The organism is Leptolyngbya sp. ST-U4 (assembly GCF_039962215.1).
Lineage (GTDB): Bacteria > Cyanobacteriota > Cyanobacteriia > Elainellales > Elainellaceae > Leptolyngbya_A.
In genome coordinates this window covers 159,325-177,057 of sequence record NZ_JAMPKZ010000003.1, presented here as the reverse complement: position 1 = coordinate 177,057, position 17,733 = coordinate 159,325, and the positions used below count along the sequence as shown (strand labels likewise).

General features: G+C 52.1%; 14 protein-coding genes. 7 read left to right on the top strand and 7 right to left on the bottom strand.

Annotated features, from left to right (window positions below; genetic code table 11):
- Window positions 1-91: 91 nt before the first annotated feature.
- Entirely contained in the window at window positions 92-817 is a 726-nt protein-coding gene (locus NDA02_RS08185) for a hypothetical protein (protein WP_190791004.1), read from the bottom strand.
- Window positions 818-1,027: 210 nt separating this feature from the next.
- On the opposite strand from NDA02_RS08185, the gene NDA02_RS08180 reads away from it, so the two are divergent.
- Entirely contained in the window at window positions 1,028-1,543 is a 516-nt protein-coding gene (locus NDA02_RS08180) for a GNAT family N-acetyltransferase (protein WP_190791002.1), read from the top strand.
- A gap of 7 nt (window positions 1,544-1,550) precedes the next feature.
- On the opposite strand, the gene NDA02_RS08175 is transcribed toward NDA02_RS08180, so the two are convergent.
- Both NDA02_RS08175 and NDA02_RS08170 read right to left on the bottom strand, forming a co-directional pair.
- Entirely contained in the window at window positions 1,551-1,994 is a 444-nt protein-coding gene (locus NDA02_RS08175) for a DUF4332 domain-containing protein (RefSeq protein WP_190791001.1), read from the bottom strand.
- 11 nt (window positions 1,995-2,005) lie between these two features.
- Entirely contained in the window at window positions 2,006-4,021 is a 2,016-nt protein-coding gene (locus NDA02_RS08170; RefSeq protein ID WP_190791000.1) for a serine/threonine-protein kinase, read from the bottom strand.
- A 315-nt stretch (window positions 4,022-4,336) separates the two neighbouring features.
- Here NDA02_RS08170 and NDA02_RS08165 point away from each other — a divergent pair, with 315 nt between their 5' ends.
- On the top strand, window positions 4,337-5,209 hold the full coding sequence (locus tag NDA02_RS08165; protein WP_190790999.1) for a type I secretion C-terminal target domain-containing protein: 873 nt from the start codon (window positions 4,337-4,339) through the stop codon (window positions 5,207-5,209).
- A gap of 90 nt (window positions 5,210-5,299) precedes the next feature.
- Here the strand turns inward: NDA02_RS08165 and NDA02_RS08160 are convergent, their stop codons facing one another.
- Entirely contained in the window at window positions 5,300-7,102 is a 1,803-nt protein-coding gene (locus NDA02_RS08160; RefSeq protein WP_348254763.1) for an ABC transporter ATP-binding protein, read from the bottom strand.
- A gap of 687 nt (window positions 7,103-7,789) precedes the next feature.
- On the opposite strand from NDA02_RS08160, the gene NDA02_RS08155 reads away from it, so the two are divergent.
- The 4 genes from NDA02_RS08155 (at window position 7,790) to NDA02_RS08140 (ending at window position 13,500) form a co-directional block, all read left to right on the top strand.
- Complete coding sequence (locus NDA02_RS08155) at window positions 7,790-9,400, top strand: ABC transporter substrate-binding protein (protein WP_348254761.1); 1,611 nt, start codon at window positions 7,790-7,792, stop codon at window positions 9,398-9,400.
- A 36-nt stretch (window positions 9,401-9,436) separates the two neighbouring features.
- A complete protein-coding gene (locus NDA02_RS08150; RefSeq protein ID WP_348254759.1) occupies window positions 9,437-11,095 on the top strand; it encodes an ABC transporter substrate-binding protein in 1,659 nt (552 codons plus the stop codon).
- A gap of 227 nt (window positions 11,096-11,322) precedes the next feature.
- Window positions 11,323-12,327 (top strand): ABC transporter permease, encoded by a 1,005-nt coding sequence (locus NDA02_RS08145; protein ID WP_348247434.1) that lies wholly within the window; start codon window positions 11,323-11,325, stop codon window positions 12,325-12,327.
- A gap of 291 nt (window positions 12,328-12,618) precedes the next feature.
- A complete protein-coding gene (locus NDA02_RS08140) occupies window positions 12,619-13,500 on the top strand; it encodes an ABC transporter permease (protein ID WP_190793021.1) in 882 nt (293 codons plus the stop codon).
- Window positions 13,501-13,598: 98 nt separating this feature from the next.
- Here the strand turns inward: NDA02_RS08140 and NDA02_RS08135 are convergent, their stop codons facing one another.
- On the bottom strand, window positions 13,599-14,135 hold the full coding sequence (locus NDA02_RS08135) for a P-loop NTPase family protein (protein ID WP_190793020.1): 537 nt from the start codon (window positions 14,133-14,135) through the stop codon (window positions 13,599-13,601).
- Between the two features lie 352 nt (window positions 14,136-14,487).
- Between NDA02_RS08135 and rph the strand changes: the two genes are divergently transcribed.
- Entirely contained in the window at window positions 14,488-15,204 is a 717-nt protein-coding gene (rph, locus tag NDA02_RS08130) for a ribonuclease PH (protein ID WP_190793019.1), read from the top strand.
- A gap of 244 nt (window positions 15,205-15,448) precedes the next feature.
- On the opposite strand, the gene NDA02_RS08125 is transcribed toward rph, so the two are convergent.
- Together NDA02_RS08125 and NDA02_RS08120 are read right to left on the bottom strand one after the other, a co-directional pair.
- Window positions 15,449-16,438: a phosphotransferase gene (locus tag NDA02_RS08125; protein ID WP_190793018.1), complete on the bottom strand. Its 990-nt coding sequence runs from the start codon at window positions 16,436-16,438 to the stop codon at window positions 15,449-15,451.
- 128 nt (window positions 16,439-16,566) lie between these two features.
- On the bottom strand, window positions 16,567-17,604 hold the full coding sequence (locus NDA02_RS08120; RefSeq protein WP_190793017.1) for a S41 family peptidase: 1,038 nt from the start codon (window positions 17,602-17,604) through the stop codon (window positions 16,567-16,569).
- Window positions 17,605-17,733: the final 129 nt, after the last annotated feature.

The following is a 17,733-nucleotide window of genomic DNA, read 5'->3' as shown; positions in this document are numbered from 1 at the left end:
ACTCTCTATTCTGCTCAACGATTACCGCTTTGGGAAACAGCGAAGCGATCGACCTGCACTCCCCCCAACCCCTCACCTACCTACCTACTCTCTAAAACCTCCGCCCCAACAACCGCTGCTTCACCCCATCTGCAATCTTCTGCCCCAAATACTCAGGAATCAAATTCTCGTTCGGACCCAAAAGGTAGAGAATCAGGCGAGTCCGCCCCCGCCAGACCAATAAATTTGCATTTACCACCAGCAGATCTTCCTGCCAGATGGCGTACATCACCTTATAAAAAAGCCCGGGCTGGTTGTCTGCCTCGATCAGCAAGGCAGGCAGGTGGAACACCGGATCGACATAAAACTCGGTTTCGACCTGCTCCAAGCCTGCATCCAGGTTGAACTCAACCGCCAGCATTTCTTCAACTTCAAACCGCCCTGCCAGCGTTTCGCGGATTGCCCGACTGACGTTTTCTGCGGTTTTGTCGGTGAGGGCTTTGCCGCCTCGCGAAATCACCAGCTTGATAAAAACCAGCATGGGCGGATCAACCTGCCCATAGAGACTAAGGCTATGAATTGTCAGCCCATACGCCGCCAGGACACCAAAAATATCGCTCAGCAAAAAGGATTGATTGCGGTAGGCAAAATGCAGCGCGCTTTTACTTCCTTCTGGGCTGAGCTCGATCACTGCCTGCCGAGTTTTAAACAACTGGTAGGCAAGCCGCAAATTTTGAAGCTGGATCTCACTGCTGACAAACTGCTCATAAAACTGAGGAAACGATCGATTAAATCGCTTTAAGAGTTCTAGGGTGGACGACTTTAAACCCGGAGCCATACCGTTTGGTTGAGAGTAGTGAATCACAAAAAACAGCAATCGCGGTATGGATAGACGCACGAATTGCCCCAGCTTTATCTTCTGATCCCAGCGTTCCCGGATTCCTGAAGATTTATTCAGACCGATCGCCCAGACACGAATGGAATCTAAAGATACGCACTATACTAACTATTACTGCGATCAAACCTGTACTACTTTCACCGCGCTTACATGGGTTTCTGGAAAAGCCTGTTTAGCACTTCTGACGCTGCCTCATCACAACCCACTGAAATAGAAGGACAGGGAACGCCCGGTGTCATGATTGGCAATTCCCGCGTTTTTTTTAGCACCGATCGAGAAATCGACCTGTACGAACTCGAAGAACTTTGTGATGCGGTGGGCTGGTCTCGCCGTCCCCTTCGTAAAGTCAAAAAAGCAATTCAGCACAGCTTCCTTGTGGTTTCCATGTGGGAGCAGCGCGGCGCACAAAAACGGTTAGTCGGATTTGCACGGGCAACTTCAGACCACGCCTTCAACGCCACAATCTGGGATGTGGTCGTCCACCCTGACTTTCAGGGCAAGGGGCTGGGCAAGGCACTGATGCGCCAGATGATCAAAAAACTGCGGAGCGAAGACATCAGCAACATTACCCTGTTTGCCGACCCCCATGTGGTTGAGTTCTACCGGGGTTTGGGCTTTATGTCTGACCCGGAAGGCATCAAGGGGATGTTCTGGTATCCCGACTAGGCGCGGACTAAGCGCGATTGGGCTTCGCGAACTGCTTTGCTTGCTCGATCCAGGTCGAAAGCTGTCCCAAAGAGGGACAAAGATCCTGTCGCCGCAGATTTGCGACCTGGAGCCGCATAATTAGCCGCTGCAATCGGGGAAGGGGCATTTCGGCAAGCTGATCGACCGAGCTAATGCCTGCATGAAGCAGCAAGCCGCAAAACTGACAGCCGATCGCCGGAATTCTCGACAAATCTGCCAGGGCTGCCCATTTATTGACGTGCTGAAGATGAATTTGCAGGCGCGTGGCAAGCTCCTGTCGTTGTCTGGGGGTGCGGGTCTGCTGAAAAAGCTGGCGCGTGGTTTCAATGCCTTGCGCTTGCAGGTGCGAGCAATTTTCGGCGCTGAGTCCGGGAAGCTGATCGATCGCCCAATCACTTGCGCGTCCGGGGCGAAAAGGAGAAGGAATCATGGCTTAAAAATTTAAGGAGATGGGGGTTGAGAACCGTCGGGCGGCAGATCGGGATCAGAAATTGTAATACTGACCGTAAAGCTAGTTGCAGTGGGAGACAGGACATCGACTTGATAAGCCCCTGCTTCAGTGATTCGTCCCTGCCAATTCACAATTCGTTCCGCATCGGGGATGGGTTGACCATTTGGATAACGAATATTTAGTGTGACAGCGATCCCGTCTACGACCGCCGCACTTAGCACCTGTCCGGGCTGTACTTCCACAACATAGCGTTTAATCACCGCTTCACTCGCCCGATCGCTTAGAGTCAGCGGAGTGCCTACCGTCGGATTCACCGGAATCGTTTCGATCGTTGGCTCAACCGGAGAAGGACTGGGCGAGGGACTGGGCGAAGGTTCGGGAGCGGGAACGGGCTGAAGGCTGAGATTGAGCTTGAAGTTACTTTGAGCTACACCCTGCACCGGACTGAGCTGCACCGCATATTCCCCGCTCACCGGAAGGCTGCCCTGCCAGGACAACACACGATCAGCGCGATCGTCTGCGGGTTGGCGATCGGGAGCCAGGACACTGAGCAGCATTCCCTCGCCTTCCAGAGCCGCCGTGAGAGCTTGCCCCTGCTCTGCCGGAAACAGATAGGTCGCGACATCGTTTGCCTTCAGGTTGCCCTCTAGCACACGGGTTTCGCCTGTAGCCGGTAGCTCAATGCGCTGGCTATATTCCACCGGAGTCGGGCTGGGCGTGGGAGTAGCAGTGGGTGAGGCGGTCGCCGTAGGGGCAATGGTCGGCGATGGCTGTGGCGGCTGAGAGCTGTTGAGAACCGCACTGACGATCGCCCAGGCAGCAATTCCGGTCACGGTTGCCAGCGCTAGCCCCATGCCAATCAGCGCGAGGGGATTTTCCCAGGCAGAAGACCCGACAGGCTGCGGAATCGCTCGTCCACCCCGGTTTGGCTGCGGTGCAGCAGTTTGATAATTGGAGGTTTGATAGTTGGTGGTGGGTTCCAGGGGGCGACCAACGGCGATCGTGCGAACCTGAGAAACGTTTGGAGCGGGGGGCGGGGTTGGGGTGGCAGGCTGGGTGGGGCGATAGGTAGGGGGAGTTGGGACAGAGGGGGGTGAGGGAGGGCTGCTTTGTGGAGGGGGAGTCGAGAGGGTCGAGGGTTGAATTACGGTTGCGGGGTTGGCGAACGTCTGGAGTGCCTGGGCGACTTCGGCGGCAGACTGGTAGCGATCGCCCGGTCGATAGCTCAGCATCCGGTTAATGATCTGCACTAAGCCGGGACTCACTTTTGCCCAGGGTTGCCAGTTCCAGGCAAGGGTGCGATCGTCAAACAAATCCTGCGGTTCGCGTCCGGTCAGCAGCACGACAGAGGTGACTGCCAGCGCATAGAGATCGCTGCTGGGATAGGCGCGTCCGGTCTGCATTTGCTCGATCGGTGCATAGCCCAGTTTGCCCACCGTCGTCGGCGAAACGGTTTCGGCGGCTTGCTCTAGTGCCTGAACGCGGGTGACGATTTCTTTCACCACGCCAAAATCGATCAGCACGGGCAGCCCATCCGTCTGACGCAGAATAATATTATCGGGCGCAATGTCCCGATGAATAATGCCTTTGCTGTGAATATGAGCCAGCACGGGCAGCAGATTCAAAATGAGCTGAAGCACTTCTGCTTCTGAAAAAGCTCTACCCTGAGCGCGGCGATCGCTGAGCAGGGTGCGATAAGTCTTGCCATCCACATAGTCTTGCACGAGAAACAGCCGCGCATTTTCCTCAAAGGTGGCGCGAAACTGCGGAATCTGAGGATGGCTGATTTGATAGAGAATCGCCGCCTCGCGCTGAAACAGCTCCTTTGACTTACTGAGGGCGTAGTCGCTGCCGTGGGGTGCAATAAATTCTTTCAGGGCACAGCGTTCGTTAAATCGTCCCTGATCTTCTGCTAGATAGGTACGTCCAAAGCCGCCCTGTCCCAAAATGCTGAGGACGCGATAGCGATTTTGTAAAACAGTTCCAGCCGAGATCGGGAGCTGCATGACCGAGGACTCACCCCTTAACCGAGAGTAGCCATTTACCAGGCGTGATCAGTCGATAACAGAACAGAGAAATCCGTATCGAGGCATCTCATCATAGCAAAAGAAACTTCTGGGTGCTGCTCCGCGTCAGATTCCAGGATAAGCCGCAACCAAGACAGCTCGACGTGGTAAACTTTGCGAGTCTTAAAGTCTGAAGGCTGATATTAAGCCCCAGCGTTTTATCCCTGTTTATCTCTGTGTTTCGGGTCTGCATCTTTCCGGTCGGCGGAAGTGACGCAGTCCGATCGTTCACCCCACTCATTGATTCCCAGAAAGATGCCTGTATCTCGCTTTTCTTCCAATCGTGCCCCCCTGATCCAAGATGCCGATGCGGAGACGCTTGCTAGACTGCCCGCCGCAGAGGATCTGCTGAGCGATGAGGAGCGCGATCTGCTTGTCGCCCAACCCCTGGCAACGAAACCTCCCAGCCCTCCCGGTATTACTCTGATTGGAACCCAACGTGACGATGTACTGCGCGGTAGTGACAACGCCGATCGCATTGAAGGACGGGCAGGCGACGATCGCCTCTTCGGTGAAGGCTCGGATGATGAGCTGCTCGGAGGCACTGACAACGATCGCATTTTTGGTGGACGGCGGGACGATCGCCTCTCTGGCGAAGCTGGACGCGATCGGCTGGTGGGCAATCAGGGAGACGATCAGCTCCTGGGCGGCAGCGATGCAGATGATCTGCGCGGCAATGCGGGCAATGATTTGCTGCAAGGCGGAACGAGTCCCGATACCCTATCTGGAGGGAGGGGCAGCGATCGACTGTTTGGGCAGGGCGCGAGAGATGTGCTGCTGGGCGGACGCGGTGATGACCTGATCGTGGGCGGACTGGAACGCGATCGCATGAGTGGCGGCGGTGGAAGCAATCGCTTTGCTTACAATTCATTCGAGGATCGGGGCGATACGATCGTGGATTTCGATCGCCGTCGCGATGTGCTGGATCTGAGCCGTCTGTTCCAGGGCGACGATTTCACCAGCTCTGATAAATTTGAGGACTATGTAATTGTCGTGCTCGAGGATGAGGATGTCACAATCATCCGGGTGGACGCAGACGGCAATGGCAGCGACGCACCCTTCAAAACGCTGGTAACGCTGGAGAACGTGGAGTTTGATGATATCGAGCGGCGGAATTTCGTGTTTTAGGGAACTGCACTTTAATGCTCGTTAACTCTAATGCTCATTAACTTTAATCCTGATTGAATTTAATGGGCAATTTGTACCCTGATTGCAGACTTAAGCGTTGATCAACCGTGATCGCTCCTGAATTTCATCAAGCGTTGCGCTGGGAATGGCGCGAATGAGCTGGCGGGTGTAGTCGCGGGTCGGGCTAGTATAGATTTGGTCAGCCGTGCCAATTTCTTCGATCTTGCCCTGGTTCATCACCATAATGCGATCGCTCACGAACTTGACCACGCTCAGATCGTGCGAAATAAAAATGTAGGTCAATCCAAAATCTTGCTGAAGGTCTTTGAGCAGGTTAAGCACCTGTGCCTGCACCGAGACATCCAGCGCAGAAACCGACTCGTCGCAGATAATAAAGCGTGGATTGCAGGTGAGCGTCCGGGCAATGCAGATCCGCTGCTGCTGTCCGCCGGAAAACTCGTGGGGCATTCGGCTCATTGCGCTTTCGTCTAAGCCGACTCGTTCCAGGAGAGCTACCGCTTTTTGGTAACGTTCCTGATGGCTATGACCGATATGGTGAATCATCATCGGTTCGATCAGGGCAGAGCCAATACTCTGGCGCGGGTCCATTGAGCCGTAGGGGTTCTGGAAAACAATTTGCATTTCCTGGCGCAGTTTTCGCAGCTCGGACTCGTTGAGCTGAAACACCGATTTGCCGTCAAACATTACTTCGCCTGCGGTCGGTTCTACTAAGCGCAAAAGAACACGGCTCAGCGTCGATTTACCGCAGCCCGACTCGCCGACTAAACCGAGCGTTTCCCCCGGATATACATCAAAGCTGACATCATCGACTGCATTAAAGAAAGTCTTGCGACCAAACAAGCCTGATCGCACCGGATAACTTTTGCTTAAATGGTGGACAGACAGCAGGGGCAATCGCTGAATTAATTGCTGATAGCGATCGGCTTGCTCGGCAGCAGAGACAGGCGTAAAGCGCGGATTATTATCGATGACGCTGCGCGGCTGGGGTTCAATTTGAACTGTGCCCTCTGGAGTCGCTTTTACCTGCATAAAATCAGAAACCGTGGGCAGCCGATGCAAGCGACGTTCGGGCGTGGGGCGACAGTTGAGCAAGCCTTTGGTGTACGGGTGCTGGGGCTGGGCAAACAAATCGTAGGCGTTAGCAACTTCCACCACCTTGCTGCGATACATCACAACGACGCGATCGGCAACTTCAGACACCACGCCCATATCATGGGTCACAAACAGCACCGACATCTGACGGCGAGAGCGAACTTCGCGCAGTAGCTCCAGAATTGTTGCTTGAATGGTGACATCCAGTGCGGTTGTGGGTTCGTCTGCGATCAGCAGCGCCGGGTTGCCGCTGAGTGCCATTGCGATCATGACGCGCTGAATTTGTCCGCCCGAAAGCTGGTGCGGATAGCGTTCCATCATCGCTTCGGGTTCCGGCAGCTTCACTTCGCGGAACAGATCGATCGCCTGCCGATGGGCTTCCTCCTCGGAAACAGGACTGTGTAGCCGAATCGCTTCCACCACCTGAGAGCCGCAGGTATAAACCGGGTTGAGCGAAGTCATTGGCTCCTGAAAAATCATGGCTATTTGTCCGCCCCGGTAAGCCCGGCGATCGTCCGGTGGCAAGCCCAACAGATTCACGGGAGCCGCATTTCGATTCGGATTTTGAAACCAGATTTCGCCGCGCAACTGAGCAGTGGGAACCAGTAGCCCCATAATTGCCAGCGACGTGACCGATTTCCCCGACCCTGACTCGCCAACCACGCAAACGGTCTCTCCCGGCATTAGTTGAAAAGAGACATCTTGAACAGCAGGAATCAAATCTTTTTCCTGCCGAAAATCAACAGACAAATTGCGAATATCAAGAATCGGGGTGGACATAGAAATTTAGAGTAAAAAATTTAGAGTAAAAGACAAAATAAACGGTTAGACCTGTCAGGAAATCACAAGATTTAATACTCTCTTAACATTAGCAAAAGAGCGATTTCGACAGGAATTCTAATCTGCAAGCAGACACAATACTGTTAGAAATCTATCTTTTGAAAGAGATATTTCCCCCTGGTGAATGTGAGATTCTATCGACAAGCCTGAATTCCTTAACCGACCTGCCTTACCAGGAAATTCGCTTACAGTAATAGCCTAACGCAAGCCTAACGCACCAGTTTTTGTTTAATTATTGCTAAGAATTAAGCTGGGTTTGAGCTTACGGCATACTGGTAAAAGCAGATTAAAAGTAAATTGAAAGTAGATTGGGTGGGGTGTTGCGATCGTCCCTCAATCATTCCGATAAACTGATGCTTTTGTAACAGATTGTCAGTTTATTGGGGCAGGACCTTAAAAAAATATCTGCAATTTAGACTGACGTGAATCGCAGTCGCTACTGTTTTCAGGTGTATCAAACTTTAGGTATATCAAATTTGCTTAGAGGTTGCTTAGGTTCGGCTTTGTGTTTCGGCTTTGTGTTTTGAGAACGCTTGAGATAATACAACGCCTTTCGGCAGGATTTTACTTTCTATGATTGGGCGACTTAAACGAGGGTGGCTTGTCCTTTTTGCTTTAGCCGCTACCGTGACCGTAACGCTTTCTAACTGCGGGACGGCTCCCCCTCAAACTGCTGCAAATCCGGCTGCAAATCCGGGGGGCAGTCCTGCCGCCGATGCCAGTACGCTTGTGTTTGGCTCGGTCGGCGATCCCGTGACGCTGGAATCGGGCAACGTTACCGATGGTTATTCGATCGTTGTGCAGCAGCAGATCTATGATCGCCTGTTAGATGCCCAACCGAGGACAACCGAGCTGGCTCCGGCACTGGCAACCGAATACTCCGCTTCTCCAGACGGACGCACCTGGACGTTTAAGCTGCGCGAAGGCGTGACTTTCCACGATGGCACTCCCTTTAATGCTGAAGCCGTCCGCGCCAATGTCAATCGCTGGTGGGACGAGCAAGACCTGCTCGGATTCCGCGATGCAGGCAAAACCTTTGAAACCTGGGTCAGCCTGTTTGGCGGATTCAAAGGATCGCCTGATTCACTGCTGCAAGACCTGAAAGTGGTAGATGACACAACGCTTCAGTTTGTCTTGAAAGAGCCGTTTGCAGCATTTCCCGCAGCGATCGCCTCTGGCTATTTCGGCATTGCCAGCCCGAACGCGATCAAAGCAGCAGGCGCAGACTATGGCATTGCAGGATCTCCGGCAGTGGGAACAGGTCCCTTTCAGCTAAAAGAATGGCGCACAGGCGATCGGGTGGTTCTGGAAAAAAATCCCAATTACTGGCAGGCAGGCTTACCGAAAGCAAATCAGGTTGTGTTTCGCACCATCAAAGAAGCCTCTTCGCGACTGGCAGAACTCCGAGCAGGCACGATCGACTTTTCCGAAAACCTCTCGCCCCAGCAGCGGCAGGAAATTCAGAGCGATCCCAATCTAAAGGAATTGCGTCGTCCTTCGTTTAACACGGGCTATCTGGCACTCAACCCCAGCTATGAGCCGTTGGCAAAAAAAGAAGTGCGGCAGGCAATCGCGATGGCGATCGATCGCAAGCAGTTGGTGGAGGCGTTCTGGTCGGGTCTGGCAACCACGGACGCACACTTTACGCCCCCCTCAATGCGGGAATTCCAGGATGCTAGCCTGGGCGACTACGAGTACAACCCGGACAAAGCGAAAAAGATGCTGGCAGATGCTGGCTATGCCAACGGCTTTGACCTGGAACTGTGGTATCCCGCGATTAACGGCGCATCCTTTCCCAACCCAAAACCGACTGCCGAAGCAATGGCAGCAGAACTGAGTTCGATCGGCATCCGCGTTCAGCTCAACACCAAAGACTGGGCAGGCTACCTTGCTGATCGTCTTAAATCCCCCGGATACCAGGCATTCCTGCTGGGCTGGACGGGTGACTACGGCGATCCGGATAACTTCCTTTACCCCCACTTTGGCAAAGGCTCCACAACCGACATCGGCAACTGGAAAAACGATCGCGTCTTCAGCCTGCTGAGCCAGGCACGGACAACCGCCAACACTGCAGATCGGGTAAAGCTGTACGCCGAAGTCGATCGCATTTTGTTTGAGGAAGCGGTGCGGCTGCCGATCGTCCACTCCGAACCGCTGCTAGCACAGCGATCGAACCTGGTTGGCTGGACACCAAGCCCGTTTGGCTCAGAATCCTGGGCGGCAATTACCAAGCAGTAAATTTCACCTGATTTTTTACTTGATAAGGACAAACGCATGATCCAACGATTTAAACGATGGCAGGCAGCATTGATTGTCCTCACGGCTGCCCTGACCGTTACCCTCTCGAACTGCGCGACTCAGCAGCCCACTGCAACTTCTGGCGCAGGCAGCCCGGCAGCCCAAACGTCAGAGGCCAGCACGCTGGTCTTTGGCTCAGGCGGCGATCCGGCAAATCTGGAACCGGGCAACATTGAGGACGGCAACTCGATCTATGTGCAGCACCAGATCTACGATCGCCTGCTCGACTACAAACCCGGAACCACCGAGCTGGAACCTGCCCTGGCAACCGAATACGCTTCGCCCGACAACGGCAAAACCTGGACGTTTAAGCTGCGCGAGGGCGTGACTTTCCACGACGGCACTCCGTTGAATGCTGAAGCCGTTCGCTTTAACTTCAATCGCTGGTGGGATCCTCAAGATCCCCAGGGCTTCCGCAACGCAGGCAAAACCTATGCAGTGTGGGAAGGGCTATTTGGCGGCTACAAAGGCAGCGATGCCTCGATTCTAAGAGACATCAAGGTTGTAAATGATTCTACAATCCAGTTTGTTCTCAATCAGCCATTTGCCGCCTTTCCGGCAGCGATCGCCTCTGGCTACTTTGGCATTGCCAGCCCGGATGCGATCAAGAAAGCAGGCGCAGACTACGGCATTGCAGGCGCCCAAGCAGTCGGCACGGGTCCGTATGTGTTCAAAGAATGGCGCACGGGCGATCGCATTCTGTTGACCCGAAATCCCAACTACTGGAAGTCTGGCTTCCCGAAAGAAGATACCCTTGTCTTTCGCTTTATCAAAGAGCCTTCGGCACGTTTAGCCGAACTGCGCGCAGGCAACATTGACTTCACTGTGGATATCGCGCCGGATCAGCTCAACGAACTAAAATCTGACACCAACCTGACCGAAGTTCGTCGTCCGCCGTTCAACGTCGGCTATCTGGCACTCAACCCCAGCTATGAGCCGTTGGCGAAAAAAGAAGTGCGGCAGGCGATCGCGATGGCAATCAGTAAACAGCCGATCGTCGATGCTTTCTGGTCGGGACTGGCAACCACCGACGCACATTTCACACCCCCGTCGCTGAAGAACTTCCAGGATGTCAGCCTCAAGGACTTTGAGTACAACCCTGATAAAGCTAAGCAAATGCTCGCCGCCGCAGGCTATCCGAACGGCTTTGATCTGGAACTGTGGTATATGCCTGTGTCTCGCCCTTATTTCCCCACGCCGAAACCGATCGCCGAAGCAATCGCGTCTGATCTGAGTACGCTGGGCATCCGGGTCAAGCTGAATACAAAAGACTGGGCGGCTTATCTAGACGATCGCCTCAAGCCACCGGGCTATCAAGCCTATATGCTGGGCTGGACGGGTGACTACGGCGATCCCGATAACTTCCTCTACTACCACTTCGGCAAAGGCGGCACCAAGGACATCGGCAACTGGCAAAACCCCCAGGTCTTCCGACTCCTCGATCAGGCACGCCAAACCGCAGACCAGACACAGCGGGCTAAACTCTACGGCGAAGCGGAAAAACTCATTGCCGACGAAGCCGTCCGCGTCCCGATCGTTCACTCAGAACCTTTGAACGCTCAGCGAGCGAATGTCAACGGTTGGTCACCGAGTCCACTGGGTTCAGAGTCGTTTGAAACTGTAGAGAAGAGCTAAAGAGGTGAATGGGTGGATGGGTGAATGAGTAGATGGGAGGTGAGGGAGTGAGACATCAGGGAGTTGTGCCGCCCGTATTCCTGGCAATATTGGACAGAACAAAAAGCAACTCAGCCCCACTTAACCTCTACCCCAACCTGCGATCGCATCTAACACTCCATCCAGCCACCCACTCCCCGACCCCTCCACTCACCTAACCTCCCGACCCCTCCACCCTGCTCCCCCAAATGCTCCGCTACATTGCCAAACGCCTCCTCGATCTGTTTCCTGTTCTTTTGGGCATCACGCTCCTCGTCTTCCTCTTCCTTCAGCTCATTCCTGGCGATCCGGCGATCGTTCTTCTGGGTCAACGGGCATCGCCGGATCAGATTGAGGCACTGCGGGAGCGGCTAGGACTGAATCAGCCTTTGCCGGTGCAGTATCTTGCCTTTCTGGGTCGCCTGATTCGGTTTGACCTGGGCAGAAGCATTATTAGCGGCATTCCGATTACTCAGGAAATTGCTACCCGCTTTCCGGCGACGTTTGAGCTGTCGCTCGCGGCGATGATTGTGGCGATCGTCCTCGGCGTTCCGGCGGGAATTATTGCAGCCGTGCGGAAAAATGGCTGGATCGATAACATCGCCATGAGTACATCGCTGTTGGGCGTGTCGATGCCTGTGTACTGGCTGGGGCTGCTGCTGGTGTATCTGTTTGCGGTAAATTTGCAGCTTTTGCCGCCAAGCGGTCGTTTGGGCGTTGCCGTCGATCTTCAGCCAATTACCGGATTTTATTTAATTGACTCGCTGCTGCGGCTCAACTTTCGTGCCTTTAGCGATGTCGTCGCGCATTTAATTCTGCCTGCAATCACGCTAGGCACAATCCCCTTAGCGATTATTGCCCGGATTACCCGCAGTGCCATGCTGGAAGTGCTGTCGCAGGACTACATTCGCACTGCCAGAGCAAAAGGACTCATGGAACGCTGGGTGATCAATAAACACGCGCTAAAAAATGCCCTGCTACCTGTGGTCACGATCGTCGGCTTACAGTTTGGCACTTTGCTCAGCGGCGCAATTCTCACCGAAACGATCTTTTCATGGCCCGGTTTAGGTTCCTGGATTTATAACGGCATTCTCACCCGTGATTATCCGGTTGTTCAGGGAGGCGTTGTGTTTGTGGCGATCGTCTTTGTACTCATTAATCTTTTAGTTGATATCTCCTACGCTTTTCTCGATCCGCGCATTCAGTATAAATAATTGATGATTCTTAAATTATTCATCCTAGAATGTGGCAGTACAGCGTAACGCATCAGTTTCAAGGTTCAATATTTCACATTCAGAGTTTAATGTCTCACATTCAGAATCGTTCAAAAAGATTTATCTAATTTGATCTAATCAATTCATTTGATTACTTCTTAGCTTCATTATTTTAATTAGCTTCATTGTTTCAATTAGCTTCACTGTTTCAAATTAATAGGTTAGAGCTTTTGCCTAACACAGTCTACAGTTTCTCAAAATTATCTCCGGTCGATTCACAGGTTTATTCTCATGGAAACTCTGCCTGCTCGTCCGATCGTTCATCAATCTTCGTTTCAAAAAGCCAGCAAGCGGTTCTTCAGATCGATTTCGGCGCGGGTTGGCTTAATTCTCACGGTGGCGATCGTTCTGCTGGCAATTTTAGCTCCAGTGCTGCGTCCGTTTGATCCGGCAACGGCAAGGGATTTTGCGGCCCGGCTAAGTCCACCCAGCGGCACTCACCTCTTCGGCACCGATGGGCTGGGGCGAGATATGCTGAGCCTAGTCTGGTATGGCATTCGAATTTCGCTGCTGATCAGTATTGTGTCCGTCGGGCTGGGACTGATCATCGGCACGTTTCTGGGGCTAATTGGGGGTTATTTTCGCGGCTGGCTGGAGCGGGTAATTAGCTGGATGAGCGATATTCTGCTGGCGTTTCCTTCGATTCTGCTGGCGATCGCGGTGGCAACCGTCGTCGGACCCAGTTTGCAGAGCGTGATGATTGCGGTGGGCGTGGTGCAGATTCCAATCTTCATTCGCCTGACCCGCAGCATGGTGCTGTCTCTGCGCGAACAGGGATTTGTGCAAACCGTGCGGGCATTTGGCGCGAAGCCAGGACGAATTATTTTTAACCATATTTTGCCTTCCAGTCTTGCTCCCCTGGTCGTTCAGGCAACTTTGGCGATCGGTACTGCCACTCTCGAAGCCGCAGGTTTAGGCTTTTTGGGACTGGGCGCAAAACCTCCCACACCGGAGCTGGGCACATTGCTCTCTGACTCGTTCACTAACGGCTACGCCCTTTCTGCCCCCTGGACTATCATTCTGCCAGGACTGATGATCACGCTGATTGTGCTGGCGTTTAACCTGCTAGGTGATGGTCTACGAGATAGTATCGACCCGCGATCGAATCGGTAGGGTCTCTTTCGATCGCACTTCAAGTTCTTATCTCAAAGTCCCCCAGAATTGGGGAATTTAGGGGGCGACGTAGGGAAGATCATTCGGCTCAAACCGCTTCAAGGACGATGAGTTCGCCGCAACTCCGTAATTTGATCTGCCCGATCGAGTAGCGCAGCAGGCATCTCTGGACCCGTTAAAATCACATCAACCTGAGTAGGACGGTTCTCTAGAAACTCGACGACCTCTGCCTCAGAAATTAAACCAAAGTGGATTGCCAAGCTCAGTTCATCCAGCACCACCAGCGAATACTTGCCCTCAGCGACGATCAAGCGCGTATGTTCCCACAGCTCACGCAGGGCAACGACTTCAGATTCTTCCAGGTCAGGGGTGTCAATACAGCGCGGCAAGTTACACCGCACCCAGTCAAGATTCTGCCCAAGCTGTACCGGATGCTGATAGCCCTGTCGAATCCCGCCTTTAAGAAATTGCACAATCAGCACCGAGGTTCCCTGTCCAGCAATTCGCAGGGCTTGTGCCATAACACTCGTAAAAAAGCTACGGTGCGGAGAGGTAAACACCTGCACCAATCCTTCAACCGTATGGGGCAGGCAATGATTACTGTCACGGGCGGGGACTTCGAGTTGGGAAACCATGAGTCGTTCTGGAATAAACGTTAAACAGTCATGCGGCAAGGGCTAACGCACGATCGATCCTTCTCACCCTGATTTCAAAGCACATCAAGCTTAGTACAAATTTAGTACAAAACGATGAAATTGACCAGAGACAATCGATCGCGGAACAAATATAGCGTATCTCAAATTAGAATTCCAACAACCCACGCTACATATAATTCATTCATCACGCTTATAAAAACTTAGCCGGGCAACTTTCCCAACCCAAAACCACCCTCAAAACTACTCCCCATCCCCTCACCCCCTTACCGACCCACCTATCCTTCCCCCTCAATCACGAGTATCCTGATTAAGAATTGTGAGGCACTTCTCTATGACTTTGCATCGTCCCGATGGTCGGCAAGCCGATCAGCTCCGTCCCGTTCGTTTTGATCGCAGCTTTACCCGCTATGCGGCTGGCTCTGTGCTGGCACACTGCGGCCATACCCAGGTACTTTGTACTGTGAGCATCCAGCGAGGCGTTCCTCGCTTTCTAGAGGGCAGCGGACAGGGCTGGCTCACCGCCGAATACCGAATGCTGCCGAGCGCGACCCAGCAGCGGCAGGCAAGAGAGTTTATGAAGCTGTCGGGACGCACCCAGGAGATTCAGCGACTCATTGGGCGAAGCCTGCGGGCAGCCCTGGATATGCAGGCACTGGGAGAACGGACGCTAACCATAGATGCTGACGTGCTGCAAGCCGATGCCGGAACCCGCACAACGGCAATTACAGGCGGCTATGTTGCTCTCTGTGATGCGATCGGCTCTCTACTCGAATCGGGAGAATTAGAACGATCGCCCATTCGCCATCAAATCGCAGCGGTGTCGGTTGGCTTGCTGGAAGGTCAGCCTTATCTGGATTTGAACTACGAAGAAGATGTCGCCGCAGAGATTGACTGTAATGTGGTGATGAATGATCAGATGAACCTCATTGAGATTCAGGGAACCGCAGAAGCAGGAAGCTTTAGCCGCAGCCAGCTCAATCAAATTCTGGATGTTGCCGAGAAGGGAATTAAGGAGTTAATGAACTATCAGCAGCAGGCGTTACAGTGAAGCAAAGCAACACGCTCAATCATTGATTTTTACGCTCATCTCACTCAAACTTGATGGCTCAACCCTAGCACAGGAGCCAAAGTGAGAACAAAATGAGCTGAATCTCAAACATAAAGTAAAATTTCCCGATCGATTGGAAGGCAGGCTAGCGTTCCGGTTGAGTGGCTGCTAGTAGCTTTTGCATCCAAACCAAGAACTTTCGGCAGTCCGCTCCGACCGGATTGTTATGCCAGTATTGTCTAGTTTACCTAAGGAGCAGAAACGTCTCACCCTGCATATATGGGTGCAAGTGGTTCTCGACAACATAAGGCACAGCACGAGAGAGCCATTCATGTTCCTGTGGGTTGGCACTGAGAAAAGCAAAGTTTTCCACTGTTGAACCGACAAAAAATGCTTCAACAGCGCTTTGATAATTTGCTGGTAATGTCCTAACACTGGAGTAACCCTCGAAGAAATGCCAACGCAATGATGCCTCAACATCTCCAAGCGATTGACCAATATCGTAAAGGTAAAAACCAAAGCCACAGCGCGAAAAGTCAATTGGGCGAACTTCTTTACCACAAAACACGTAATTGCCTTGGTGCAAGTCAGCGTGAATTACGCCCCAAGTGTCGCGCGTTCGATGAAGACTATGCATAAACTCTTGAACTTGCATAGCAGCCTTTCGGAACACTTGGTAATCGTCCAGTGAAATTGTGCCGTTTTGCACCAACATGCCAAGTTGAGACGTTGCGGCTTTTAGCTGCTCTACATCATGGGTGGGGCGAGAAAAGCCAACTGGCAACAACCAACTGCTTGAATGCTGGTGCAATTGCGCCATTAGTACACCCAACTGTCGGATTTGCTGTGCTGTCGGTTCACCATTGAGATGTTCACCTTCTACCCACTGCAATAATGAACAGAATATTGAAGCCCCTAATTTTGCCCCAGCAATGCTCGTTACCCATTCACCCAAACGATTCTGCATGGGTTGAGGCACTGTCAACTCGGTGTCTTGAGCGATCGCATTCAACCATAGCAATTCAGACTGAATCGCGGATGGTGCTCTCCAAACCTCTTGCCAACCCTCGCCAGCAGCCTCAATACCAGCATGAAGGCGAAGCAAAAACTTGTCTTCTGTTGCTGTCTCAACTCGAAATGTTGTGTTTTGGCTTTGTCCCAAAAATGTCAGTTGAACACTCGGCAAATCGTATTGGGTCAGAGCAGCTTGAGCAATTGCTTCATCAATAACCATGTCTAGGACTATTCACAACCTTTTACTGCTTTGAAACGGGACGGAGTAGCATAAGCCCCAAATCCAATTGCTGCAATCAATAGTCCAAAGAGTAGAACAAACCATTGCATCCTGCTTATTCCGTAAACTTACATACGGTTGCGAACGATTTCCACTGCTTCTTCAAAACAGCGATCGCCACTATTTTCACATTCAATAATTTCAATATCGGGCTGTACCCCCTTGCCTTCGATCGCATTGCCCTCAGGTGAGACGGTGTAAGCGATCGGAGCAAGAATAACAAATCCTTGCCATCTCAACTTAAAAACCCCTCCCCCTAAGACTGAGCCACTGGTCCGAGCCCCTAAGATTTGAGCAGATCCATGATCTTGAGCGGCAGCCGCAAATACTTCACAGGCAGATCCGCATCGGTGATCAACCAGTACAAAGTAAGGTCTTGGATCACGTTTGGCTTCAAATCGCGTTCGATATTCAATAAAGTTCTTCTCCTGAGTTAACTTGATTTCAGCAAGACCAATGTTTTTCACAGAGTCATCAAAATATCCTCGAAAAATATAGGGTTCCTGCATACCAATTCCATCTCGCGTTCTCTCTACTGCAAACACTTTGTCAGGACCGATGATGTCTTCAATCAAATAACTAATGGCAGATTGAACACCGCCACCATTTCCACGTAGATCGATGAGAATTGCTTTCGCTTGAGAAAGTTCAGCTTTTGCTTGCTCAACTGCACGTCTGGTAATTTGAGGCGTAACAAAACTTTTGACCTGCAAAATTCCAACTTGATTGCTTATCTGTGCTGAAACAACCTCCGTTTCAGGTGTTGATGGAGATTCCTCAGTAAATAGACGAAACAGTTGTTCGCCCTCTACCGGATCGAATACTCTCGCATGAGAGATAGCAAGCTTCTCCAAATATTGGTTGGTGAGTTGTGTTAACTCTGCCCTTGACCAGCTTGATTTCGTATCAACTTCAGCAATTAATTCCTTGAGGGTTTGTTCTCGAAGATTCTCTTTAAAGGTCGGATCAAAAATATTGGCATCCAGTTTTTGATAAACGTCATTGACAAACAGTTTGGCTTCTGAGGAAGAAACCGGATCTGTATCGCTTAGCGTTGATGAAGTAAACCAGTCTAATGAAACGTCTTCCTCTGTATCCTGAGACATGGAAGATTGCACTGAAGGTTGTGATGACTGCCAAGGGGTAAATCTACTACCCGTGCAGCTTACTAGGTTGAGCAGCATTGCTGTCGTTACAGCAAAAAACGCCATCCTTATCGATTTAACTCGTCTTGA

Bases quoted from the DNA above. Each gene is read 5' to 3' on its own strand.
- NDA02_RS08185 (WP_190791004.1), bottom strand. From the start codon at position 817: ATGGCTCCGGGTTTAAAGTCGTCCACCCTAGAACTCTTAAAGCGATTT.
- NDA02_RS08180 (WP_190791002.1), top strand. From the start codon at position 1,028: ATGGGTTTCTGGAAAAGCCTGTTTAGCACTTCTGACGCTGCCTCATCA.
- NDA02_RS08175 (WP_190791001.1), bottom strand. From the start codon at position 1,994: ATGATTCCTTCTCCTTTTCGCCCCGGACGCGCAAGTGATTGGGCGATC.
- NDA02_RS08170 (WP_190791000.1), bottom strand. From the start codon at position 4,021: ATGCAGCTCCCGATCTCGGCTGGAACTGTTTTACAAAATCGCTATCGC.
- NDA02_RS08165 (WP_190790999.1), top strand. From the start codon at position 4,337: ATGCCTGTATCTCGCTTTTCTTCCAATCGTGCCCCCCTGATCCAAGAT.
- NDA02_RS08160 (WP_348254763.1), bottom strand. From the start codon at position 7,102: ATGTCCACCCCGATTCTTGATATTCGCAATTTGTCTGTTGATTTTCGG.
- NDA02_RS08150 (WP_348254759.1), top strand. From the start codon at position 9,437: ATGATCCAACGATTTAAACGATGGCAGGCAGCATTGATTGTCCTCACG.
- NDA02_RS08145 (WP_348247434.1), top strand. From the start codon at position 11,323: ATGCTCCGCTACATTGCCAAACGCCTCCTCGATCTGTTTCCTGTTCTT.
- NDA02_RS08140 (WP_190793021.1), top strand. From the start codon at position 12,619: ATGGAAACTCTGCCTGCTCGTCCGATCGTTCATCAATCTTCGTTTCAA.
- NDA02_RS08135 (WP_190793020.1), bottom strand. From the start codon at position 14,135: ATGGTTTCCCAACTCGAAGTCCCCGCCCGTGACAGTAATCATTGCCTG.
- rph (WP_190793019.1), top strand. From the start codon at position 14,488: ATGACTTTGCATCGTCCCGATGGTCGGCAAGCCGATCAGCTCCGTCCC.
- NDA02_RS08125 (WP_190793018.1), bottom strand. From the start codon at position 16,438: ATGGTTATTGATGAAGCAATTGCTCAAGCTGCTCTGACCCAATACGAT.
- NDA02_RS08120 (WP_190793017.1), bottom strand. From the start codon at position 17,604: ATGTCTCAGGATACAGAGGAAGACGTTTCATTAGACTGGTTTACTTCA.